Here is a 24,327-nt window from a genome sequence, read left to right as displayed (position 1 = left end):
TCAATCTATCGCCGAAACAGCCGATGAACAACGCCACGATCCTGTTTTCGTTCAGCAATAATGACCGAGCAGTCTGCCTCTTCGACGATGTCGAACACCAGCGATCGCCTGACGAGCCGCGACAACAGCCCTCGTTCTGTCGCTCCAATAAGAAGTGTCGTGTGATCGGCGGTCGCTGCCGCGATCGCTGCTTCGACGTCCCCGCGCGTGTCGACGAGCGGGGTCGCTCCTTCGAGGTCATGGGTATTGATCCAGTCTGCGAGAAACCGCTCACCGCCGGGTCGTTGGCTCTCGCCATCAACGACGTGCAGGAGGGTAAGTGCACTGTCGATCGTCTCTCCGAGATCGGCGGCGATCGCCGCACACATTGCAGAGTTTTCGTCATCGCTCGTCGGGACAACGATCCGTTCGGGATCGAACCGATCCCCGCGTAACACGAGAATGTCACACGGGAGATCGTGGGCGAGTTCATCGAGAATCCCATCTGGACGTGTGCTTTGTTGGATCCACGATGATTGTCCCCACCCCGAGACCAACAGGTCAACGTCCAGGATAGATGCGGCGTCGAACACCTCCTCGACCGTTCGGTGAGAGTAGATGAGATGGGTTTCAACTGGGACATCGTAGTTATTTGCGTCGGCTTCTGCGGCTTCGAGCAGAGATTCAGACTGATCGTCGAAGCGATCGAGCTGTTCGGGGCCGCGATCGAGCGGCACCTGATCTGGGACCTGTACCACGTGAACGGCGTGGACCATTCCATCGTTCGCGGCAGCGACATTGCACGCAAGTGCCATGAGATCGCCCTCGGTACGAGGGTTCGACAACGAGACCATCACACTGTAGGCCGCTCTTTCTGGTCTGGCCCGCTCGGCGGCGGCGACCGCGGAATCCGGCATCGTAGACGATCGCCGGAGGATGTGCCGACTCAGTGCACCCTCCTCGTTGGTTCGGTCCTTGCCGTACTCCAGGTACCACACGACCGAAGCGACGATCATCGCTCCTGTTGCGAGCAGAACCGGTGCGGGCATTACTGCCAGGAGCGCGAGCGATCCGACCACGCCTGCGACCGGAGACAGCGGATACAGCGGCACAGTGAACGAGGGGGCATACGAATCGTCAGTTCGCCTGAGCACGACGAGTCCGACGTTCAACAACCCGTAGACGACGAGGTGGTACGCACTGGCGGTGAGCGCGAGCAACACGATGTCGTCGAAGAGAATGAGGCCAACGATGAGTACGCCAGTTACTTGCAGCGATCGATACGGCGTCCCGAAGCGTGGATGCAGTTTTGTGAGCCATGACCCAACCAGTCGTTGGCGACCCATCGCGAACGTGATCCGCGAGGCAGAAAGTACCGAAAAGTTCGCGCTCGAGGCCGTCGCCAAAAGCCCTGCAATGGCCATGAGAGCGACACCGGTCGCCCCAAACGCGAGGTCAGCGATCGCTAGTACCGCAGGAGTTTCACCGGAAAGCGCCGAAAAGTCGAGCACGGAGACCGCGATCGCTGTGAGAAGGACATATAGTACAGCGACAACGACAACGCTTCCGAGGACGGCGATCGGGATCGATCGCTCTGGAGTCTGCAGCTCTTCGCCCATCGTCGCGATCTTGCCGTAGCCAAGGTAGGAGACGTATACGAGTGCAGTGGCCGATAGCAGTGAGGACGGCCTTATCGACGTTTCGGCGACGAGCGCGGCGGGCCGTATTGCGGTGAGCCCGTCGAGAATAAATATGATGAGGATGCCGACGATCGTCGCGACGATCGCGGTCTGTGCCCACCCAATTCCCCGCCGGCCGAGATAGTTTAGTCCAACGAAGGCACTCCCAGCGAGGACCGCCCCGAGCTGCGTGCCAGAAAGCGTGACTACGCCGAGCTCAAGCGGTGGAAGGGAAAGAAACACGCCGAGATAGCGGCCGAATCCGAGCGTATAAAATGCGGAGGCGATCGCGAGACCAACCCAGTCACCAATCCCCGAAATCGATCCGAAAAGCGGCCCGAGCGCCCGGTTCGTCCAGTGGTAGCTACCACCGGCGGTCGGCATCGCCGTCCCGAGTTCGCTTACCGTAAGCGCGTTACAAAATGCGATGACGCCCGCCAGGAGGAACGCAAGCGGAACGAGTGATCCGATCTGTCCGCCGACAATCGCGGGCAGTACAAAGATGCCCGCACCAAGCATCGTCCCAATCCCGATGGTCGCCGCTGCACGCGTCCTGAGATCAGCCGCGAGTTCGTTTCGTGTCATGGCCTATGGACGAGGCCGATCGTCGGCAATCGACTCCGCTTGACTCGCCGTTTCACACGAACCCTAATCTGTATTGGGATTTGCGAAAAGCAGTCCCCGTTGACTGTGGTCAGATTTTGTTTTCGGCGTCCTCGGCGAGCTCTTTCATCCGCTTGCCCACGCGGCCTGCACTGGAGAATTCGTCTTCACTCATCGCAGTTGCCAATGCATTACCAAGAACAAACACCGCGTGTTTGTGCTCACTTTTCGACTTGTGGACGTGTGAAGGGTCGACTGTCAACTGCTCGTAGGGTTCAAACAGCGCAGAATCGACGTCTTCGCGGGCCCGGAAGTACTCCATAATTTTCACCATCTGCTCGTGGAGTTCGAGCAGTTCGTCTTTGTGCATGTCCCCGCATACGACAGGTGGCGTGTTAAGCGTTATTGGGACTTCGTATCACGCGAATAGCACGTTCTGCGTGTTGCATCGAACGATCGGTACACTCGCTGCGATCAAAAGACGTATTCGTCCTCGTGGCCCATCATGCCGTCGTCTTCGAACTCCGGTGCTTCGTCGTCAAGCGGACCGCTCGTTTTGTACGCTTTCAGTCCGGTCGACAGCAGGTCTTCGATCGCGTCTTCTCTGTTGAGAAATTCGCCTTGTTCGACGAGTTGGGTCACTTGCATTTCGAGGTGCTCAGGGATGTTGATCTCGACTTGTGGCATCTGATCATTCGGGGCTTAACGGGTGGTTGATTTAAAACTACCGGCGTGAAAAAAACACATTCACAGACCCAAAACGGTACGCCTACACGTCCCGACCTCCATATAAACAGTATGAAGGATCTCACCGACCTGTACCGTGGGTATGGGGATGATCGGCTGCCGCCAGGACAGCGCGAAACCGATCGGTTTCCAGTGCTCTCGAAAAGCGGCACGCCGTCATGGACGCCCGAAGAGTGGACGTTCGAGGTGTGGGGCGCTGTTTCAGACCCGCTTGCGTATACCTATGAGGAGTTCCGCGACCTCCCTGCAGAGACACACCTGCAGGATTTCCACTGTGTCACAGGGTGGAGCAAGTTCGACTGTCAGTTCACCGGGGTTCCGTTCGCAGAGATCGTCGATCGCGCGGGCGTCCGCGAGGAGGCCGAACACGTCATGTTCCACTCGCTGGACGGCTACACGACAGACCTCTCGCTGTCGGAGTGTCTCGAAGATGGCGTCCTGTTCGCCTACGACTACGACGGCGAAGCCCTCCCGGGCGATCACGGCGGACCGCTCCGCGTCGTTACGCCCCAAAAGTACGCGTACAAGGGAGCCAAGTGGGTTACTGGTGTCGAGTTCTTGACTGAACCCGAACGCGGCTACTGGGAACTTCGGGGATATTCGGATTCAGCGAACCCATGGGCTGAAGAGCGCTACAGCTAGGACGCCGGCTTGGTCGCCGAATTCGGCTGTAATGTGGTTTCTGTCTCAGTCACCAATCGAATGATAGTCACGCTAAAGAGTACGGCGGCGCTACCTACAGAGGTATGAGTTCTCCCCGGAGCACGGACCGATCGGCACTCGTGAGCCGCGCGGCGCCGATCGACGCCCCGGACCTCCGGGCCGTGCTCCAGAGTGTGTCTGAACCGCGGCTTGTTTGGAGTGCGCCAACCGAATCGACCGTCGTCGGCTGGGGAGCTGCCGCAACACTCACCGCCGACGGGCCCGATCGGTTTACGGCGATCCGCGAGGCCGCTGAGACGCTGTTTTCATCAGGAAATGTCCACGCTGGAACCGAGGCCGCACGGCCGCGACTCTTCGGTGGATTCTCGTTTCACGACGGGGCCGCATCTACGGAATCGAGTCCGCACGCAGCCGTCGATGAGCAACCCTGGAGTGCATTTCCCGACGCACGCTTTGTGTTTCCCAGAAAGCAGGTCACCTACACCGACACGGGCGCGTGGCTCACTATCAACGCAGTAGGTCCTGACGTTTCTCCAGACGCGGTTGAGACACTGCTCGACACAGAGCGCGATCGACTGTCTGCGCTTCCGTCAACGCTCGGATACGACCCCCGGCCGGGAATTCTCGAAACCCATCGGACGACGACACGCGAGGCGTGGCGGAAGAGTGTCATCGAGGCGACCGATCGAATTGCAAGCGGTGAGCTCCGAAAAGTCGTGCTCGCGCAGGCGCTGGCGGCTACACTAACGCGTACGCCATCGATCGGAGACACCCTCTCGCGGCTCGCCGAATCCTACCCCTCCTGTTATCGATTCCTTGTCGAACCCGACACGCCCGAACGGGTGAGTTTCTTCGGAGCGACCCCAGAACGGCTTGTTTCAGTCCACGGACGCACAGTACGGACCGCAGCGCTCGCGGGAACCACAGGGCGCGGAGAAACCCCAGCAGAGGACGAGTGGTTGGCCGACGAGCTGATGAGTGATCCGAAGAACGTCCACGAACACGAACTCGTCGCCGAGACGATCCGCGAACAGCTCGAGCCATTCGCCGCGTCGGTGTCGGTTGGTGATCGTGCCGTCAAGCGGCTCGCAACCGTTCAACACCTTCACACGCCGATCACAGCGGAGTTGGCTGGCGACGAGCACGTACTCTCGTTGGTTGAGGCCTTGCATCCGACCCCCGCAGTCGGTGGCCTCCCTCCCGAGGTCGCACTCAAGACGATCCGTCGGACCGAGCCGTTCGATCGCGGTTGGTATGCCGCGCCTGTCGGGTGGATCGACGCTGCGGGCAACGGCACGTTCGCGGTCGCGCTCCGATCGGCTGTCGTCGCAAACCGGACAGCCACGCTCTTCGCCGGCGTCGGAATCGTCGAAGACAGCGATCCCGACGAGGAGTGGGATGAAGTCGAACTAAAGTACCGTCCGATCCTCGACGAGCTTGAGGCCGACGAGTAGGCGATCGAGCCCAGCGGTGTGGTGTGTTTCTCACAGATCAGTTTCATCGGTATATTGTATCCGTAGTGTCTAGGGAGGGTATGACCGCACCAAACCGGAACACGCTGTGGGCGCGGGCGATCGCCGACGAGCTCGTTCGCTCGGGTGTCTCCGCTGTCTGCGTGTCGCCGGGCAGTCGATCGACACCGCTGACGGTCGCGTGTGCCGCCCACGGGGACCTCCACGTCTTTTCTGCACTCGATGAGCGATCGGCGGCGTACTTCGCGCTCGGGCGGGCGCGCCGCACCGGCGACGTCACACCGCTAATTTGTACGTCCGGGACCGCGGCGGCAAACTACCACCCAGCGGTGGTAGAGGCGTCCAACGGGCGAGTTCCAATGGTGCTTTTAACCGCCGATCGCCCGCCAGCGCTTCGCGATTCAGGGGCGAACCAGACCGTCGATCAAGAGAAGCTCTACGGAGACGCCGTTCGGTGGTACAAAGACCTCCCTGAGCCTGAGTCGACCGATCGGAAGCTGCGATCGCTTCGGACAGACATCGCCCGTGGGCTCGCCGCGGCAACCGGGACGCCGTCAGGGCCAGTCCATCTGAACGTCCCCTTTCGCAAACCACTCGAACCGACTCCCGTACCCGGAGACGTCCCAGACGACCTCTCGGCAGTTGCAGTCGACGGCAGGGGAGACGACGAGACGCCCTACGTCCGAACGACGACAGGCTCAGTGCGGCTGGGCGATCGCGACCTCCAGCGGTTCGCGGAGATACTTGCGGTCGATCGCGGCCTGCTCGTTGCCGGCCCTGCCGATCCGCCAGGGTTCGACACGGAAGCTATCGTCGCGCTCTCGCACGCGACCGGCTTCCCGATTCTCGCGGACCCGCTGTCGGGACTTCGCTTCGGCGGACATACCCGCGTCGCGCCGGTGATCGGCGGCTACGACGCGTACCTCAACACCGATGCCGTTGTGGAGTGGCCGGATCCGGAGGTTGTCGTCAGGGTCGGCGCGTCGCCAACCTCGAAACCCCTCCGGAAGTATCTCGCCGGAGTCGATGCGCGTCAGCTAGTTGTCGACGCGACTAGCGAGTGGCGAGAGGCGGAGTTCACAGCCACCGATCTCGTCGTTGCCGATCCCTCCTCGTTCTGTGGAGACCTTTCGCGGCTCGTGCGTCACGGCGGATCGAGCGAGTGGCGATCGCGTTGGGCGGACGCTGACAAGGCACACTGGGCGGCGATCGCAGATGCGAATCCGGATACGACGTACGAGGGGGCCGTCCTCTCGACAGTCGTCGAGGAGTCACCTGATCCGGCGACGATCGTCGTCTCGAACAGCATGCCCGTCCGGGATCTCGATCGATTCGGCGAGCCGACGACGACGTCGATCACGGCGCTTGGCAACCGTGGGGCGTCGGGGATCGACGGAATTGTCTCGACCGCGCTGGGAGCGGCCAGCGCGACCACCGATCGGCTCACGCTCGTAATTGGCGATCTCGCGTACTATCACGACATGAATGGCTTGCTCGCCCTGCAGCGCTGTGCGGTGGACGCGACGATCGTGCTCATCAACAACGACGGCGGCGGAATCTTCCATATGTTGCCGATCGAGGCGTTCGACCCGCCGTTTACCGCCCAGTTCAAGACGCCGCACGGACTCGATTTCGAGCCGTCTACTGAGCTCTACGGCTGCTCATTTGAGCGGGTCGAGTCGATCGAGGCGTTTGCGAACGCCTACCGCGAGTCAGTTCGAACTGAAGGCTCTGACCTGATTGAGGTCCAGACTGACGCCGAGGCAAGCCACCGAGTACGTGAGCAGCTACAGGCGGCGACGATCGACGCCGTGTCGTCGCTGTGAGCGCTTTTGGGCCTCGTGGGTCGAAGAGAACGGAAGGTACTTACGATCGTTCGATCGTACGTGTAGGTGCGCGTGGGTAGCCAAGCCAGGAAACGGCGCAGCGCTTAGGACGCTGTCTCGTAGGAGTCCGCCGGTTCAAATCCGGTCCCACGCATTCCGTCTCGAACGCCAGTGAGAGACGTGTATGCGTGACGGGCGGATTTGAAGCAGAGAGCGAACGAAGTGAGCGATCGGGGTTCAAATCCGGTCCCACGCATGAACAAAAGGTGAGCACGTCGGATTGTTTGATTATCAAGCGACACTTGCCGCGTTGTCCCCACGCATGAACAAAAGGTGAGCACGTCGTCGTCCAGTTCACATCCGGTCCCACACAGGGATGTACGGGGCAGTGCCCCCGCAGTGAAGGGCCGCCTCTTGGAAGATCGATCGTAGGATTATACCAGCTGGTACTCCGTGCAGGCTGGATAGCACTCGGAGTTCGTCGAGTTGTTCCATCGAACCAACCGATCGACAGTCGGTTCTTCCGGTAGCTGCCCCCCAATTAGTACCTACTGGAGGCGATGGAGAGATTCTCAAGGTGATCGACTGAGGATGCTTCAGCAGTCGAGACACGATATTTGTAACCGACACACTGATTTAGTTGTGTCCCCTCAAATACGACATAATGATGCTCCCAACTCACGCTCTCGGAGGAATGACGCTCGCGTTGTCAGTAACCTTCGTTGCGCCGGAGTTCACTGGCATTGCCCTCATTGCAGGGTTTCTGGGCGGAGTTCTCCCGGACTTAGACATGTATAGCGGGCACCGAAAGTCGCTTCACTATCCCGTATACTACTCCGTTCTCGTACTCCCGGCACTAGTAATTGCAGGTCTCTCCCCGTCGATGACGAGTATTTTTATCGCGTTTCTCCTCATCGGGGCCGCCGTCCACAGCGTTGCTGATATCCTCGGCGGTGGACTGGAGCTCCGTCCATGGGAAGCGACTTCCAGCCGTGCCGTGTACGACCACTACCGAAACCGGTGGATTGCACCTCGGCACTGGATTCGTTACGATGGATCACCCGATGATCTCCTCCTCTCGATCGCACTCGCTGTCCCGCTACTGCTAACACTCAATGGGCTACTGCATCAGATCGTAATCGTGACCTTGGCCGTAGCGTTTGTGTACACAGCACTTCGGCGTGTCTTGCCAACACTCGCCGCAGCAATCGTCAACGATGTGCTCACACCTCGTCTCCCCGATCACCTACTGACGTATGTGCCCGCTCGATACCGCGAAACGAGCCCCAGATAACATAGTGGTCGTATTTCAACCGGCTTCGCATACTGTCGTGGGCACGTGACCCATATGCTCTCGATCGGAGCACAAATACGCAACCACCAAAGGATTTTGACGACTCCGAGTTAACCGCAAGTTCGAAGAGCTGATGACTACTGACACAGCACTTGCTGTTTTCTTGCTGCAGAGTGCCATTTTCGGGCTGTTTATTATTGCCGTTCGACGCCGGAACATTGCCGCAGCGGTTAACACAGCCGGAGCGTTTGTTCTGGCACTGCTGCCAGTTATCATCCCGATCGTCCTCCCGGTAACGCTCACGCAAAGTGTTATATTTGGTCCAGTGTTCCCCTTATGGCTTGCAGCCGCTGGATTCCTTCACTCGCTTGGGATGCTTGGGCTATACGAATCCATATGGTGGTGGGATCACCTCACTCACACCCTTTCGGCTGCACTCGTCGCAGCACTGCTCTATGCTGGTTTTATTGTCACTCTCCCGGACATTGCGGGGGTCGGTGGCTCATCTGGGATCATCGTGACCGCAACTGTCGTATGCACTTTTGCAGTCGGTGTCTTCTGGGAGCTTATTGAGCTGATTGCACGCGAGGTCAGCGAGCGGTTTGACATCGAGCCGGTGCTGGTCCATTACGGCTGGCGTGACACGATCCTTGATCTCGTTTTCGATGTCGTGGGAGCACTCATCGTAATCGGTGCTGACCTGCGTATATTCGTCCCGCTCATGGAACAGTTCCCAGACGTGACTGCAGACGTGTTGGTTGGAAGTGCCTGGATAGTCCTTGGTGGCTCTGTCTTGCTGGCTCTACTGGTTGGACTCGGAAGTTCGATGAGATCCTAATCAGTTAAAGAAGATCAACTCCCCAGTCGAACTCGTAGCCAAGGTGCCTATTTGGGTATCCGTCACGTACCGTGCCCTATGGAGCACGTCGAATACGTATACACCACCGGAATGACAGAGTCCGATATCGATGAAACCCTCAGAGCAGGCGAACACGGTGTCCTCGGATTGGCAGCGAATAACGAGGCGTACGCGATTCCATTGAGCTATCACTACGATGGTGACCGGTTTCTCCTTCGAGTAAGCGAACACGACGACGATACTGAGAAGGGCAAATTCCTCAAGACGACCGAGACTGCCACGTTCGTGTGCTACGAGGCATCAACGAAGGAGTCGTGGAGTATCCACGTTCGCGGACCGATCCAGAGGTGGGAAGGCGATGTGGACGAGACGACACTCAACGAGTGGTTTCAGCCGTTTCGGCTGTTCGACGAAGCAGTCGAAAACATCGAGTTCTCCCTGTATGAGTTGGTGATGGAGACTGTTATCGGTCGAGAAACAGTCGAGTAGGTCGCGCCCCAGAGGTCGATAACAACGCGTTGCTATTCTCAGCCACTAAACCCAAAAGATCCAATCCAGAGACGTAGTATCAGTCGATGCCATTGGATTAGATGGGCAGCAGACCGATCGATCGAGTATCGAAGGGATGATCGGTAGACGATCTCAGCTCGATCAAGCGGGAAGCCATCCACGGCGAGCGAGTGCCAACACGACGGCCGGCATGAAAACGAACGCCGTCAGCAGCGACATCCCCATAGCGAGAGCAACGGCGATCCCAAAGTTCGACAACACCGGGAATGCGGAGATAGACAGGACACCGAACCCGAGCATCGTCGTGGCACCGGAGCCCAACACCGGACGCGACTTCCGCACGATTGCGGTGCGGATCGCGGCCTCTACAGGTTTGCCGTTATCGACCTCCTCTCGGAACCGCTCGTAAACGTGGATACCGTAGGTCACACCGACACCGAGGACGATCGCCGCGGTGGTGACTGTGAGCGGATTCCACGGCACGCCGAGCAGGTACATTCCGCCAGCAGTCAGCGCGAATGCGCTCCCAGCGACGGTCCCGACAAGCACCACCGACTCGCGTGGTGACCGAAGCACGAGGCCGAGGAAGAGGGCACCAAGACCGAAGCTCACGAGCGTTGTGCGGGTCAGTCCTGAGGTGACGTTCTCGATCACGTTGCGGTTGATCACCATTTGGCCGGTGACCCGCGACTCGTACCCGGCGGGTAGCTCATCGGCGGCGGTGTCGTCAATGTAGTCAATCACCTCGCGTTCGGTCTGTCCTTCGATGTCCTCGACGAACACCTGGATGACAAGCCGATCGGGGTGATCCTCAGGAGTCAACCCGAGTTGCGGCGGGCGGTCCACGCGCGTGCGAAGCTCCAGCTGCTCGCGGAACGGTTCACCCTCTTCGGTGATTTGATCGCTTGACGGACCGGCGGCCGGCGGGCTCGACTCGCCGACTTCCATTGCCCGTGGCGTACTCATTACTGTCTCGATTTGATCGTGCTCCTCAAGCGTATGTTGGAACCCCTGCACGTCGGTGAACGTCTCATGCGTGTACGCGTCATCGGTTTCAACGATGACATACACCACATTAGGCGTCGGCACTGTCGCTTCGAGCTCTCGGATGTCCTGGCGCTCTTCGATGTCGGGCCAGTAGTCTAGCATGTCAGTTCGCGTGTCGACCGCTGGGTACGCTGACGCGCCACCGATGATGAGCCCAGACGCCAACAGCACGACAAGTGCGGTTCGAACGGAGAGAAGCCCTGCCATGCGGTCAAAGCCGCGCTCTAGCGCACCGTCAGACGCCGAATCGACACTGGTGTCACTGGTGTCTCGGGTGTCGATGCTGGTGTCACCGTCCGGCCTTGGCGATCCACCGTCCGCCCGAGCGCCAAAGTGACCTCGGTCGTCGCTCGAGGCGATCGGCTCTGGATCACCCTCGTCGAAGGTGACGAGCAGTGCAATAAGCAGGGTGAGCGATAGTATCATTGCGACGCCCACGCTGAAGGCCGTCGTCACGCCGAACTGTCGAACAGGTGGGACTTCGGCAGCGAGCAGCGAGCCGAGTCCGACCACAGTCGTCCCAAATGCTAAGAGTAAAGCGTGACCAGTTGTCCTCGCAGCGGTTTCAGCCGCGGCGACTGGTAACTGCCCGGCCTCGCGCTCTTCGACATATCGCGTCTGAACCTGCAGCCCGTAGTCGATGCCAAGACCCAGCGCGACCGGCATCACGCCCAGCATGATCGCGTTGAACTGGAAGCCAACGTACCCCATCATCCCGAGCATTGCGACGAGCGCCACGAGCGTCGTCGCGAGGGGTAACGCGACGCGGCGAGTGCGTCGGAGCCGACCGTGCATCAACACGGTAACCAGTGCGACGATAACGAATAGCGCAAGCGCGAACAGCTGGATCATCTCGGGCAATAACAGCCCAAAGGCCGCCTCTTCAAACACTGGCGAACCGGTAACTGTGACCTCGGTGCCCTCGGGCAAATCAGACGCCGCAGTCACCTCGCGGACCTGCTCTTCGACGATCTCGTCCTCGCTCGGGGGAAGGAATCCGAAGGCATCGCCCTCGCGATCGTCAGGAATTTCGACGTCGCCGTACTGGATGATGATGACGCCGGTGTCGGCGCTGTCAAACATCTCTTCGCCGTTCTCGACGGCGACAGGGTATGATTCCGATTCGAGTTCGGCCTGAACGCGCTGATACTCCGCGTGGTCTTGCATGTCGGGGTAAAGGTTAGCGATCACGGCCATGTTCGAACGGTGGTCGCCGAAGGTATGCTCAAGGGAGTGGAGCACCCCGTCTTTCGTGTCAGGGATCTCGCCGCCCCCCGGCCCCGCTTTGACTGGATGTGCGGGACTTGTCACAAGCGCTGCGGAGTCGATCTCATCGTAATACGACTGATAGAGCGATGAGAACGCACGCATCGTTTCAGGATCCTGTAGGTCGGTATCCTCGTCGGTTTCGACAACCACAAAGATCACGTTCCCTTTATTGAAGTCTGACTGAATCTCGTTCCAGTCATGCATTGTCTCAGAGTCGTCCTCGAGATACAACTCCATCCCAAGACTCATCTGTACGCCGGCAGCGCCGACAACCGACACGCCGATCAGGAGGAACACGGCGGCGAACACTGCCTTCCGATTCGTCGCTGCTTTGCGTCCGATACGACTGAGTACCTGTTTTGATTTCCACTCGTCAGTCATCGTTTGTCGCGCCGTCACGTGAATAAACTGTGACAACGCGTCCGATGAATTGTATCGGCTGTGTATACTTATAAGTTTGCACAATACACACAATATAATTGATCCGAATTATATATCGCTACACTCAGCCCACGATAAACGTTTATACAAGTACTCATATCGGATTATCTGCGTCAATAGATCCTTGTTTTTGATTGTATTCAAGTAAGCAAATATTTTAGCGTGGTTTGATAATGTGCTTTTTGTACAATACAATTTCTTTTACTGGCCGGCAAAAATACGCAGCGGCACTAGTGAAGTCCATAGAAAGTGACACATTTTTGTAGTCGTGCTGAACAGCGGAGTTGCAGCCAGCACATGTTGCTCGATTTCAGCTATTTGCTGGTGAATAGCCCAATAAATAGAGTTGGGTCTGACCTTTTGTTCGTCTAACGGGATGTGGTGGGCAGCGACCTACCCCCTGTGGAAATTAGTCTTCCAGTCCGAAATCTGCGAGTGAGTGTGTGTGGTGCCAGACGGCCACTACCTCATCAATATCGAAAGTGAGTACGCCATCAGTCAAGTCGATTGTTATGACACCGTCCTCTATGTTTGTATCATGGAGGTGCATCTCCAGTGGTTCGTCAAATTCTGAGACGGCGAGCATCAGTTCTCCCTTCGCTTCGAGCTCCGATTGAAGCTCCGCTGTTTCAACTACCATTGCATTAGCAGATACATGTTGTAGTAATGTAAACATATATTTTATTTCCCAAAAATTTATTTTCATCATAAGGCTTTTATCTGGCAAATATCCCCCGGTTGTAGCTAGCAGTATTCGGTATACGGATCGAATCAGACAACTTCTGGTTTTAAGTGAGCGACGTACTGAATGTGCGCTCTGTTTACAACACGCCCGTTGGGGCCTCTCAGATCCTGCGGATTTCAATGCGGCCTAAGCAGCGCAATCGCACACCTCTGATCAATCCACACAGCCCACCGCTCTGGGTGTGCCGATCGGCCTCACTTCCACGGATTCTGCACAAGGTCTGCCTGTATCACCGCACCCACCTCAATCCGGCAGTCCGATCGCGGCTCAGCCACACAGAGCAGGACGTACCCGTCAAGGCTGTGTTGGGGTTTCAATCCCCGTGGCCGTTTGACGTGAACGAGATCACCCTCTAGCAGGCGGGCCGTGCAAGTGGCACAGGCACCGTATAGACAGCCGTATGGGACGCCGAGACCAGCACGTTCGATCGCTTCAATAACCGTCTCATCCTCCCGGACGTCGACCGTGGCCGATCGGCCGTCGCGCCACTCTAGCGTGACTGCGTGGGGCATCGTCGGCTACTGCCAGACGTCGCTGGTACAGTCGCCGCCGGGCCAGCGAATCTCGTGGGCGCGGGCCGGGCCGCCGGGGGCGTCTCCGAAGTCGACGACGAACTCCTTGTCGAGTTCCATCCGGCCCTCTTCAGGGTACACATCTGCTTTCATCATCAGCGAGCCCTGTTCACCAATTTCGGGGTAGAACTGGTTGTCCCATGATGAAAAAAGCGAGGTGGTCCAGTAGAGCCGTCGGCCGTCTCGAGAGAGCTGGAGCATCTGCGGCGCGCCCCGGACGTCGTGGCCGTCGACAGACTGGCGATCGGCGAAGTTGCCGCCGACCCAGCACTGATCGACAAACCGCGGATTCCCCGTATCGCTGATGTCGTACATCCGCACGTCGCCGTGGAGCCAGTTCGAAAAGAACATGTACTGGTCGTCGAGCGAAAGAAGGATGTCTGTCACCAGTCCCGGCACGGGCATATCCCAGTCGGGATGTTCGCGATCCTCAACGTCTATCACCGTCTCCCACTCCCAGTGTCCGTCATCGCTTTCCCAAAATCGGATGATGTTCGAAGAGAGCGCAGCACCGACGTAACCTTCAGTCTCTTCTGGATTGTGGGGCATCCGGATCTCCAGTGGGATGAGTCCCTCATCACCGAAGGTCAGGGTCTGTTGGTGTTCTTTTGTCTCCCAATCCCAAACGTGGATGCTATTGCCGTACTTGCCGGCTTCAACGTCGTCTAGGTCGAAGCCCGGGTAGTAGGTTTCCGGCGCTGCCCACTCCGTCGACAACATTACGCCGTGGCGGGGCTGATACCAGTAGTCGTAGTTCATCTCCATGTCGCCGCGATCGACCTCCCAGTGGCCATCGATGGAGAAGTCGTCCTGGTTGAGCTGGAGGAAGCCACCGGGGAGTTCGCCGTCGGCGTTGCCAAGCATACTGATGACGATCTTTCCTTCGGGAACGCAGTGGACCGTGTGCGGCGCTGAGAGATTGTGTTCGAACACCGTCTCTGGTTCGATTACTTTCTCGATTGTTGGACTTCTCGGATCGGATGCGTCGATGATGTGGATGCGCGAGGAGCGCTGTCCGGGGACGATCAGGTGGTCTCGGACGAGGCCTTCAGCGTGGCAAGACGACGAACAGGTATTCCAGCCGAAGTGGTGGAGTTCGTCGCCCTTGTTCGGCATCTCGATCGTGTCGATCAGTTCGCTGTACGTCGCTGAATCTGGATCCACGTCGACGACGCCGATGAAGTCCGGTCCATCGACATCCATCCCGACCCGGGGGCCCATGACAAAGGCAGTCTTCTCGCGTTCGGACTCGGTACGCATTGCTGCTGGCGTCGGATATCCGGGGCCCTCCACTTCATGATGTTCGTGGATGTGTGCGTCAGTCGACTGATTGGGTTCGTCAGTACTCATGGTAGATATGCACACAGCCGTATTATTAATAATTAATCAGTAAGATTTCGTGTATTACTCCTGTCCTGATGGAAATCTGTCGTCGCGTTTGGTCGTCTGTTCGCCTTGCTGTTCAGGAACTGCCGACGCAAACGCTCTCGAACCGAATTAGATGGCTGTTCTAACGCGTTAGAACCGCGACGATATCTGCAAGTACCGCACCGCTTCGGGAGAGACGAAAAATAAAGTAGACCGATTTATACTACCAACGTATGATGGATGTATCTGACGGGAGCGGTCCGCCTCATTTGTCGTTGTCTCGCCGGCTTTCTCCAGAAAATGTAACTATGGATTTGACTGCATGTGGTCTCCTCGTTGACCGGGCCGAGGAACTCACACAGCGCTACGCCGAACATGGCAACTGGAATGATGTCAAAGACGTGTGGTTCGACGAGCGGCTAGCGAATCGAAGTACGCGGGGGAGTTCTCAGAAGATCTATCGAATACTGACTTCACGGTTCAAAAACGCGCCTCCTGCGCTCCCGAATCCGAGCGCATTGCCAGCGATTTTCGACAGATGCGCCACATCACAAGACAAAGCACAGATTCTCTATTTGTACCTCGTGGCAGACGATTTGTTGGTTCAGTATGTCGTCTCCGAATACGTCGATCGGCTTCAGAATGCTGTGGCCGAGCCGCTCGAGTTTTCGAACAACACACTCAATCAAATCCTTTCTCAGCTTGAATACGTCGACCGCACCAGATTCGACTACGCAGCTTCGACCACAGAACGGTGGTGTGCAGGCTTTCGATCCGTGATGCGCGAAATCGGAGCGCTTGGGGGGCACCAGTCAACGCTGGGCAAACAGCCGTCGATAGGTGATACACCCCTGCTCGTGTCCATGGACTATTCATTCGGCGTCGATGACGAGGAGTGGATCGCTGCACCGCGTGGACTCCTGTATCTCTTTCAATCTGAGAGTCGCTGGAAGGAGCTTTTCGACCGCGCCGCCAGCACCGACGCGTGGGAATATCTCGAACTTCATGGAGCGCTCACCCTCCGGCCCACAGACAGTCCCTACTCGTGGGTCCAAGACGGAGGTGCTGTCTGATGGTGAATACGGGGTGGTTTGCGGATCTGCCAAATGACTTTGAGGAGTCTGTCCGTATTGATCGAGACGAACGAGACCACCGCGAGCGAGCGATTCGATCGTACCATGTGACGGCTGACTCACAGCGGTTTATCGAAGACTTTGTCGATCGGATGCTCGGCCAGGCAGACGATATGCGGTCCGGTTCGAATTACTGGCTCTACGGCTACTACGGAAGCGGGAAGAGCCACCTGTTGACGGTTCTTGACGGGCTGTTGGACACTGATTGGCTCGATGGACGACGTGATTCGGTCTGGGCTGCTCTCGTTGGGGATGTGACCGACGAGAAAGGAGCCCAGCTCCGGAGCCACTGGCGAGAGATTCACGACGAGTATTACGTGATCCCGATATCGATTAATTTGTTGAAGTACCAGGGACAAAAACAGCGGAGCTTCAGTGAAATTGTGCTCAGGCACGCACACCAAGCTCCCGACCTCACTGGTGTCAACGATGCCATCTCGACGGGCTTGTCATCACAGCTTGATGTTGCATACTTCGAACACTGGCTCCGCATGACTGAGGCATGGCCAGAACGCCAAGCCCGGGCTACGGCCATCATGGAAGAGACGACGGCCGCATTCAGTGCGTCCGATCGCGAGACCGATACTCTCTGGAAAGACATCCAGCAGTACGGTGCGTTAGCCGATGTCGTTCTCCCGCGGCTCTTCGAGGAGGTCAACGGAACGCGGGACGGGTATACCGACCTACAGCCGTCGGACATCGATCCCGAAGAAGTGGTCGGTCGGCTCGAAGCACTCCGATCCGAACGAGCCGACGAGCTAAAAAAACCCGTGAAGCTCGTGTTACTGTTGGACGAAGTGAGTCTCTTCATTGGAACCGACTTCGAGCGATTGACCGAACTCCAAACACTGGCTGAAAACGTCGACGACATCGGGGGCGGCGACATCCAGCTCGTTGCGACTGCTCAGGCGAAAATCGAAGACGTGCAACCGAAGTTTGCCGCACACGGTGCGGACTTCAGCATTGTCAAAGATCGCTTCCCGCACCGATACCAACTTCCCAGCAAACACGTCGGAGATATCGCAAAGCGGCGTCTGTTCGAGAAGTCTGCTGCTGGGCAAACGGCCGTACAGACGGTACTCGAACAGGCATCAGTGAAACCCACGGAGTCGCTCGTGTACAACGAGATCAAACAGAACACGAAACCGCCGCTCAATGGGATCGACGACGAGTTGCTCGTCGAGTTCTATCCGTTCTTACCGTATCACGCGCCGCTGTTTCTCGAAATCTTGTTCAATCTCCGCCAGGAGGCGAGCGACCCCGCGAAGTCGATCTTTTCGGGTACTGCGCGTGCGATCCTTGCGCTCATGCACAATCTCTTGCAGTCGTGGATCGAAACCGACGAAGCAGACCACCTCATTTCACTCGTTGACTTCTATGAGCAAATCGAGCCGGAACTCCGCGAAATACTCACGCAGGATATGCGTGTGATTGAGGGCACCGATCGGGAGTTCGATGGTACCGAGTCCACAGATCGAGACGATGATCTTGAAGACCTTGATGTGGGCCGTGGAATCGCTGATGAGGTCAGAGATGGTGAACTGGAACCGTTCGATCTCAAAGTCGCAAAGGCGATCGTACTGTTGCAGCACGTTCACGACATCGTTCCACTCAACGAGGGCAACATCGCAGTCTCAGTGATGTCGGATCTCAATGGGGAATCTTGGATCAGCACACAAAATCAAGTCGAAGCATCCCTCAACAGGCTCCAGAAGTTCATCCGACCGAACGAAGACGAGAGCGGGGCACGATACCGATTTGCTACCCTGGAGGAACGGCTCATCTACGACGAGGCAGAAGAAAACGAGCGGAACCCTGACTGGGACGCCGTCATGCGTTCGTTAGACGAGCACCTCTGGAGTCGTCTCATACGAGATCTCTCGCTACCGGAGTCAGTTCCATACGGTGACTCTGGCGAGGAGTACCCCATCACGTACAGATTCAGACTTGACGGCACCGAGTTCGAAACGACTCTCGACGCCGAAGGCGGGCTTGAGGTCTGCATCGAGATTCAGGGCGTTCGGCCGGACGTGACCGCAGCTACGGGAGAGACAGAGACGCTTTACTGGTCAATCGATACCGCCGGGCTGGATGACCTTCGCAACCACCTCGTTCGATGGTGGGCACTCCGTGATGCGGTTTCGACACACACGACGCCCCCAGCAGTCGATCGAGACCTCTCTCACCGAGCTGACACTGTCCGGAGTAAGCTCGTGAGTGCAATGGGGAGCGGTTCGTACACGGTGAAGGACCGAACGAATATCGGGGGCCTGTCCAACGCAGTCCAGACTGCGATCGACGTCGGCTATCCTGACGACTTTCACCCGATGATGCTGCAGGTGACCGCTGATCGTCTACAGGAGTTGGCAGAACTTTCTGCGGATGCTCCACTGCCAGCGTGGGCGCATACGATTCAGGTGCCATCGTCAGATCCTGCTGCCAATCAAGGCAAGAAAACGATCCAAAGTAACGTGATGGCGCTGACGGGTAGACAACTGAACGGCCGTGATACTGGTCTTACACTGAATACTGTCCTCGACGGGATCGTCTCGAAGAAACCGTTCTACGACGAGACGCGTCCTGCGCTTTGTGCAATCATCTGGGGGTTTTGTCGAGCGGGTCGGTTAGTCCCCGTCGACGAGGACGGCAACACGCTCGAAAACGAGACCGTTCTCGATCAGAATCGGCTGTCGACGACCAGACTGAAGCTGCTCCCGCGGCAGCCAATCGGCAAACTCCTCGAGAAAGGCGGGTTCAAAGAAACCACAGAAACGGTTGCAGACGGCCTTATCAACCTCCAAGAAGCGAACCAGAACGTACGATCGTCGATTACCGGATTGCGAGAGGATGTCCAGTTGGTCGCCAATACGGACATCCATTCAGCTGCTGTCTCGGGACTTCTCGACGCATTTATTGACGCGCTGGCAGAGCGTGCAGCGGCAACTACCGATCGGTTGGCAGTCGTTCGATCGCAGGGAGACGGGCTCGGAGATGCAATCGAGCAAACGAACGACACACGGGAGTGGTTCGACGAGGTGAAAGACGTCTGGTCCCGGCGGCTTGCGTCGCTGTATCGATTCGATGCGCAGCTCACCGCCGGTGCTACTCAATTCGAGTGGATAGACCGAGACGTTCGATCGGCTATCGACACACAGCGTGAGGCTCTCGAGTCCTTTGCAGGGGACTGGTGGACGACGGATGGCTGGAACGCGCTCGCGAGTGAAACGATAACGGGACTCGACGAGGCTATGCAGGCGGGCTGGGATGGGTATGCTGCCAAGCGAGGCATTTCCGATCTTGTCGGCCGGACTAGCGCCCACTCCTGGATCGTTCCCGCGACGGAACTGCCCGCAGGCGTGCAGATCGCGTTCGAGCGAGCCTACATCACCCCATTGCGGGAACTCCAGTTGTGGTACGAGACGATCGACGAAGCGATCGCGTCGCTCTCGTCGGGCGACGAGGATTCTCTCCTGTCGGCCACTGACGACTTTGCGGATGTGGGTCCACTTGCTGGGAAAATCGATGGCGACGTGACAGCGTTGGCCAATAGACTCGACCGGCTCTCTGAGATCGTTGGCGATCGAACGCCCGCGGACGTGGACCAAATCGGTGTGCTTCCTGGCGACCGACAAACAGTGGATACGCGGCTCGAACGACTCGTCGAGGAGTGTGAGCTGGATATCGAACCGACGGATTCGGGGGTGATCGTTCGATGACTGGTTCGCCTTATCGGCGTTTCAAAGAGAAGCTCTGTACGTTCGCGCAGGGGCAGGCAGGAATCCGAAATCCGTTCGTCATCGTCGCTGTCGATCCTGCTGTCGAGCATCGAAGTGCTGAGCGGCTCTACGCCTGGGCGAGGGGAGCCGATGAACTACCAGTGATCGACGACGGCATTTCTGTCCAACCGATCTGGCTCGACGAACTGCTCCCACAGACCACGGTGTACAACCTATGTGTGGCGCTCGGTGGCGAGACGAGCCCGACCCGTATCGAGGGCACGATGCAAGACCGTCTCGCCGAAGAGCTCGTCGAGGCGATGGTCACCACCGAGATCGCTGCTGCCAATCTGGAGCGACAGAGCCACGTCGTACTCCTGCTCAACCTCGGCAGCCTCTATCCGTTCACGCGTGCGTCTGAGCTCTTGGACGAACTCGATCGCCGAAACGTCAGGTCGACGATCGGGATTCCGTTCCCAGGCGACGTCGTCGGCGGAAAGCTGAGTTTCTTCGGCGGGGACTCGCGGCACTACTACCCAGCGCATCAGATTGACGGCAAGATTCGAGAGGTGCACCTCCAACAATGAGTATCAAAGAACTATTCCGCAGCAATCCAACCCGCCAGCTCGAAGAGGTCCAGAAGGTCAACGCCCGCGAACGAGCTGCGCGTGACGTGGCTGAGTTCTACGAAACAGCAAGCGCCAAGCGTGTCCTCACCGAACTTGGGGCAGTCATTCAGACACATCCCGGGGAGGCAGCTCGGTTCCTCTACTTGCACGCGACGTTCGGCTCAGGGAAGACACACCTGCTGAAGTTGATCGGGCTCGTTACTGACAATACTGCGTCCGCCCACCTGGGTGAGCAGCTAGCGGCGCAATGGCCTGGCTTTGACAACCTGGCGCAGTCGATCGACGGCTCACATGTCGATCGGCTCAAGCCCGTGTTCTTGAATCTCCTCGATCGAGACGCCTCGAAAGAGCCGCCACTCCCATTTCTCATCTTCGAGGCAATTGGCCGCGAACTCGGCTATCCGACCGACCCCAACTGGCTGCTCGAGTGGGCGTGGACCGTGGAGATGGAGTACGATGGGGTGTGGAACGCACTCACCTCGGGCGAGCGCGGCGAAGCGTTCGCTGCCCGTATCGATGAGCGTGCATCCCTGCGAAAGTGGCTCTACGAGACGCTGCCGTCGATGACAGAGGCGTCGGGGACAGATCTCGACAGTCGTGCGGGCGTGAAAGCGTCTATCGAACGGGCTGAAGCGGCGGTCGACCCTGGATCGTTCGATCCGGCTGAGTTGGTCACCCGAGTCGAGGAGGTGACCGCCGCACTGAACGAAGATGGGCCGCGCACAGAACTGCTGCTTGGGCTAGACGAGGTCGCGCTGTTCGTCGGCGACAGCCGGCACCGCTATCGCGAGTTCGAGGAGACGATGGAGGCGCTGCAGTACGGCCCGAACCCGGTTGTCGTGACCACTGGACAATACTCACTCCCACTGACGAGAGCGAGCCTCATCGGCGAGCCACCCGAAGACCACTGGACCCATCAGCAAGTGCCGCTCGAAGGAGCTGATACCGAGATCATCGTCCGAAAGCGGTGGCTGCAAAAAGACGGCACGGGGAGCGATCGCGTCGAGTCTCTCCTTTCGATGATGCCTGACCTCTCATTGGTGACGTCCGCGCCGATCGGGAGTTCGGATCCTGATCCGATCGAATCCTATCCGTTCCGCGAATATGACCTGACGCTCTTACGGACGGTGATGCAGGAATTGATCACGCAGGGACGGGCCACAGACCAAGAGTATATCCAGGGGCGGGCACTGTTGGTACTGGTTCGATCGCTTTTCACCAAATTCGGCTGGGCTACTGCGGAGGAGGGCGATCTCGTTACCTGGGACGAACTATTCGATCTCTTGGTCGAGGAGACGACGTACGTCCCGCTTTGGGTCCAGGAGATGCTCGAGAACACGTTGATCCCGACGTTCGACGGGAACGAGAACGCGTGGGAGGTGCGCGTCTCGAAGGCGCTGTACCTGCTTAATCAGGCCCCTGCGGTCCCGGCGACGCCAGCGAACCTGGGTCGATTGCTGCTCGACAGCGTCGAGGGCTCTTTAGCCGATACCATTGCAGAGACGGAAGCTGCACTGCACACGCTCGTCGACAAACGGAAGGTGCTCACGGAGACCAACACTACGGGCGACGAGGTGTACACGCTGGTCTCCGAAGAGCAAGAGAGTATCTTGAGTCGTGCCCAAACGAAGGCGGAGCAGATTTCGCCGCACCAGCTTTCTGCCTGGCTCGAGACGCGCCTTCGCGAGAACGATAGCTTCTTCCGAAGCGACGGCACGCTCCACGAGGCAGATATCGGCGACGAGCGGCTCGTCCCGCTGCGATACGAGTACTCCACACTCGAGCCGGTTGCCAGAGCACCGACGACAGCGTACGATTCGATTCGGGTTCGCGTGCTCGCAGACGACCCCGACACGATCGCGGAGCAGGTCGAGACCTGGCAGGACGTGAACGGCGGTCGAGACGGCGGAGAGCACATCCTCATTTCGATTGCCGTGCCAGAGCTCACGCTCGATAGGATCCGAAGCGTCATCGGGATGGGTCAGGTCCTCGAGGAAGAAACAGAGAGTCACAAGGAGCTCGAACGCGAGCACCGAACGAATAAACGCCGTCTGGAGTCGTCGGTACGCGATCTGCTCGAAAATGCGTCGGTATACACAGTTGACGGGTACGAGGGCGAACGGCCGAACGTGCTTGACGATGTCATCGAAAGCCACGTCCAGACAGTCTTCGGCTCGACGCGGCGGATTCTCTCGCGTCCGCTCGTCGAAGTCGACGACGCGAAGGCGATGGCGACGTTCTTCCGCGGAAGCGGTACATGGCCGCTCTCAGACGGTGACGCCGTGATGCTGGGTGTGGATACGGGGACCGCCGAGATCGAATCGACGGGCTGGTGTCGTGAGTTTATCGACGAGTACGAATCCAAGACGGCCGTCGACGTCGAGGCGTTGCTTCAGCAGACGCGGACTGCGAACGGTAACTACCGTGGCACCCCACAGGAGTCGATCGCGGCGTTGCTCATCACGCTCGCTGCGTCGAACGAGACAGTCGCACTCAAACAGGACACGGACTACGTCACCGACCCTGCGGCGATCGGTCGGCAGGTGCGGACGAAAGGCGGGCTCACCTCGCTTCAGGTCCGATTCGGCGTCGACACAGTCAACCCGAAAGATATTCAGCGTGTAGTTTCGACGATTCTCGGCCACGATCCCGACGGGAGCGATCCCGACGTGTGGGTGGCCGAAGTTGAGTCGTGGGTTGCGGACAACAGCGTGCTTGTGAAGCGGACGTTCAAAGGCGTCTCTCGGGAGTTCGGTGTCTCTCTGGATCGACTCGAGGCCGTGTTGTCACCTGCATACCACGGCGGCGAGATCGCCACGTCGGAGTTAGTCGCCGACGGTGTCTACTCGGAGGCAGAAACGTTCGCAGACGCTCGCGAACTCTTCGCTGCGGGCGACGGGGAGAAACCGCTCTGGGAGCAGTTCACCGAGACGCTCGAACTGCTTGAGGCGTGGTATCCCGGGGCCACAATCACTGGTCGGATGCAGTCCACCGCCGAGAGCGGGTCCGTTCCGACGAAGTCGACGGTTACCTCGCGCCTTGTGGATGCGAGAGGCCACCGAGTTGCGGAACTCTCCGCGCAGTACCGTCGCGTGAGTGGTGAAACCACGGACGCGACAGCTCCCGACGAGATTTGTCACGCGTTGAGCGAGTGGCTTCGGGAGCACGAGTCAGCGGTGAAGGCGCTTCTTGCGGACGCCACAGCAACGTTCGACGGCGTCTCGCTCGGTGCGCTCGCGTCGATCTTTGATGCGGCCTGGGCGGGCGATCGGATCACAGAGGGGGCGTTGGTTGACTCGTCGATACGCCAGCAGGCCGAGGCGTACGAGCGGGTTCGCGCGCTTCTCGACGGCGATTTGAGTCTGTGGTCGGCGTTGGAGTCCGCGCACGCGGAGCTTGAGGCGAATCATCCGGACTCGCCGACGACCGAGTCAGTCACAACGGTGCTGTCTGTGTCGCGGCCGCCGTCGATCGATCGGGTTCGACAGCTCATCGAGGAAGCAAACGACCCCAAGCAACCGGACGCTGACGATGACGCGTGGGCAGCGCTGCAGCGCGTTGCCGAGGAACTGCGGCAGGAGCTTCCGAATGCGGCTGTTACTGACGATGTGACGGGGTTAGTTGACGCCGACGACCGACCCACCGACGAACGAGCGACGGAGCTACTCGACGAGGCTGAAGAACTGTTGGCTCGAATCCGAGAGGTCAGAGAGGCACTGAACGACGTTGATGAGGGGGGTATCGTGCTGATTGAGGGTCGGAAGCGCGAATGAAG

At 58.5% G+C, this 24,327-nt stretch carries 17 protein-coding genes and 1 tRNA gene; 11 read left to right on the top strand and 7 right to left on the bottom strand.

What is annotated here, in order from left to right; all coding sequences use genetic code 11:
- Positions 1 to 5: 5 nt before the first annotated feature.
- The 3 genes from E5K03_RS09465 to E5K03_RS09455 all read right to left on the bottom strand — a co-directional run bounded on the left by E5K03_RS09465 (position 6) and on the right by E5K03_RS09455 (position 2,948).
- Positions 6 to 2,243, bottom strand: a complete 2,238-nt coding sequence (locus tag E5K03_RS09465) for an amino acid permease (RefSeq protein ID WP_138006607.1) — start codon at positions 2,241 to 2,243, stop codon at positions 6 to 8.
- 109 nt (positions 2,244 to 2,352) lie between these two features.
- Positions 2,353 to 2,631 carry a UPF0058 family protein gene (locus tag E5K03_RS09460; RefSeq protein WP_138006606.1) on the bottom strand — a complete coding sequence of 93 codons (279 nt, stop codon included), beginning with the start codon at positions 2,629 to 2,631 and terminating at the stop codon, positions 2,353 to 2,355.
- A 104-nt stretch (positions 2,632 to 2,735) separates the two neighbouring features.
- A complete protein-coding gene (locus E5K03_RS09455) occupies positions 2,736 to 2,948 on the bottom strand; it encodes a DUF7120 family protein (RefSeq protein ID WP_138006605.1) in 213 nt (70 codons plus the stop codon).
- A 111-nt stretch (positions 2,949 to 3,059) separates the two neighbouring features.
- Here E5K03_RS09455 and E5K03_RS09450 point away from each other — a divergent pair, with 111 nt between their 5' ends.
- The 7 genes from E5K03_RS09450 to E5K03_RS09420 all read left to right on the top strand — a co-directional run bounded on the left by E5K03_RS09450 (position 3,060) and on the right by E5K03_RS09420 (position 9,611).
- Positions 3,060 to 3,650: a molybdopterin-dependent oxidoreductase gene (locus E5K03_RS09450; protein WP_138006604.1), complete on the top strand. Its 591-nt coding sequence runs from the start codon at positions 3,060 to 3,062 to the stop codon at positions 3,648 to 3,650.
- A 104-nt stretch (positions 3,651 to 3,754) separates the two neighbouring features.
- Positions 3,755 to 5,125, top strand: coding sequence for an isochorismate synthase (locus E5K03_RS09445; RefSeq protein WP_138006603.1), 1,371 nt, complete (start codon positions 3,755 to 3,757; stop codon positions 5,123 to 5,125).
- 80 nt (positions 5,126 to 5,205) lie between these two features.
- On the top strand, positions 5,206 to 6,969 hold the full coding sequence (gene menD, locus E5K03_RS09440) for a 2-succinyl-5-enolpyruvyl-6-hydroxy-3-cyclohexene-1-carboxylic-acid synthase (RefSeq protein WP_138006602.1): 1,764 nt from the start codon (positions 5,206 to 5,208) through the stop codon (positions 6,967 to 6,969).
- A gap of 70 nt (positions 6,970 to 7,039) precedes the next feature.
- Positions 7,040 to 7,123, top strand: a tRNA-Leu gene (locus E5K03_RS09435).
- A 510-nt stretch (positions 7,124 to 7,633) separates the two neighbouring features.
- A complete protein-coding gene (locus tag E5K03_RS09430; RefSeq protein ID WP_171006659.1) occupies positions 7,634 to 8,263 on the top strand; it encodes a metal-dependent hydrolase in 630 nt (209 codons plus the stop codon).
- A gap of 133 nt (positions 8,264 to 8,396) precedes the next feature.
- Positions 8,397 to 9,101, top strand: coding sequence for a hypothetical protein (locus E5K03_RS09425; RefSeq protein ID WP_138006601.1), 705 nt, complete (start codon positions 8,397 to 8,399; stop codon positions 9,099 to 9,101).
- Between the two features lie 78 nt (positions 9,102 to 9,179).
- Positions 9,180 to 9,611, top strand: coding sequence for a pyridoxamine 5'-phosphate oxidase family protein (locus E5K03_RS09420; protein WP_138006600.1), 432 nt, complete (start codon positions 9,180 to 9,182; stop codon positions 9,609 to 9,611).
- Between the two features lie 162 nt (positions 9,612 to 9,773).
- On the opposite strand, the gene E5K03_RS09415 is transcribed toward E5K03_RS09420, so the two are convergent.
- The 4 genes from E5K03_RS09415 to E5K03_RS09400 form a co-directional block, all read right to left on the bottom strand.
- A complete protein-coding gene (locus tag E5K03_RS09415; protein ID WP_138006599.1) occupies positions 9,774 to 12,329 on the bottom strand; it encodes an efflux RND transporter permease subunit in 2,556 nt (851 codons plus the stop codon).
- 469 nt (positions 12,330 to 12,798) lie between these two features.
- Complete coding sequence (locus E5K03_RS09410; RefSeq protein ID WP_138006598.1) at positions 12,799 to 13,029, bottom strand: hypothetical protein; 231 nt, start codon at positions 13,027 to 13,029, stop codon at positions 12,799 to 12,801.
- Between the two features lie 299 nt (positions 13,030 to 13,328).
- Positions 13,329 to 13,646 (bottom strand): 2Fe-2S iron-sulfur cluster-binding protein, encoded by a 318-nt coding sequence (locus E5K03_RS09405; RefSeq protein WP_138006597.1) that lies wholly within the window; start codon positions 13,644 to 13,646, stop codon positions 13,329 to 13,331.
- A 6-nt stretch (positions 13,647 to 13,652) separates the two neighbouring features.
- Positions 13,653 to 15,056, bottom strand: a complete 1,404-nt coding sequence (locus E5K03_RS09400; RefSeq protein WP_138006596.1) for a selenium-binding protein SBP56-related protein — start codon at positions 15,054 to 15,056, stop codon at positions 13,653 to 13,655.
- A 326-nt stretch (positions 15,057 to 15,382) separates the two neighbouring features.
- Here E5K03_RS09400 and E5K03_RS09395 point away from each other — a divergent pair, with 326 nt between their 5' ends.
- Genes E5K03_RS09395 through E5K03_RS09380 form a run of 4 tightly spaced genes read left to right on the top strand, consistent with a single transcriptional unit; the run spans position 15,383 to position 24,325 of the window.
- Complete coding sequence (locus E5K03_RS09395; protein ID WP_205742981.1) at positions 15,383 to 16,147, top strand: DUF1819 family protein; 765 nt, start codon at positions 15,383 to 15,385, stop codon at positions 16,145 to 16,147.
- The gene (locus E5K03_RS09390; RefSeq protein ID WP_138006594.1) at positions 16,147 to 19,923 is read left to right on the top strand and encodes a hypothetical protein; all 3,777 of its coding nucleotides are present in this window, start codon (positions 16,147 to 16,149) and stop codon (positions 19,921 to 19,923) included. Before E5K03_RS09395 ends, E5K03_RS09390 begins: the two co-directional genes overlap by 1 nt.
- A complete protein-coding gene (locus E5K03_RS09385; RefSeq protein ID WP_138006593.1) occupies positions 19,920 to 20,510 on the top strand; it encodes a BREX protein BrxB domain-containing protein in 591 nt (196 codons plus the stop codon). Before E5K03_RS09390 ends, E5K03_RS09385 begins: the two co-directional genes overlap by 4 nt.
- Entirely contained in the window at positions 20,507 to 24,325 is a 3,819-nt protein-coding gene (locus tag E5K03_RS09380) for a hypothetical protein (protein ID WP_138006592.1), read from the top strand. The genes E5K03_RS09385 and E5K03_RS09380 overlap by 4 nt, the downstream gene beginning before the upstream one ends.
- Positions 24,326 to 24,327 lie beyond the last annotated feature (2 nt).

The organism is Halalkalirubrum salinum (assembly GCF_005543295.1).
Taxonomy (GTDB): Archaea; Halobacteriota; Halobacteria; order Halobacteriales; family Haloferacaceae; genus Halalkalirubrum; species Halalkalirubrum salinum.
Note: the sequence above shows the minus strand (reverse complement) of the source record. Positions and strands in the feature narration are given on the sequence as shown.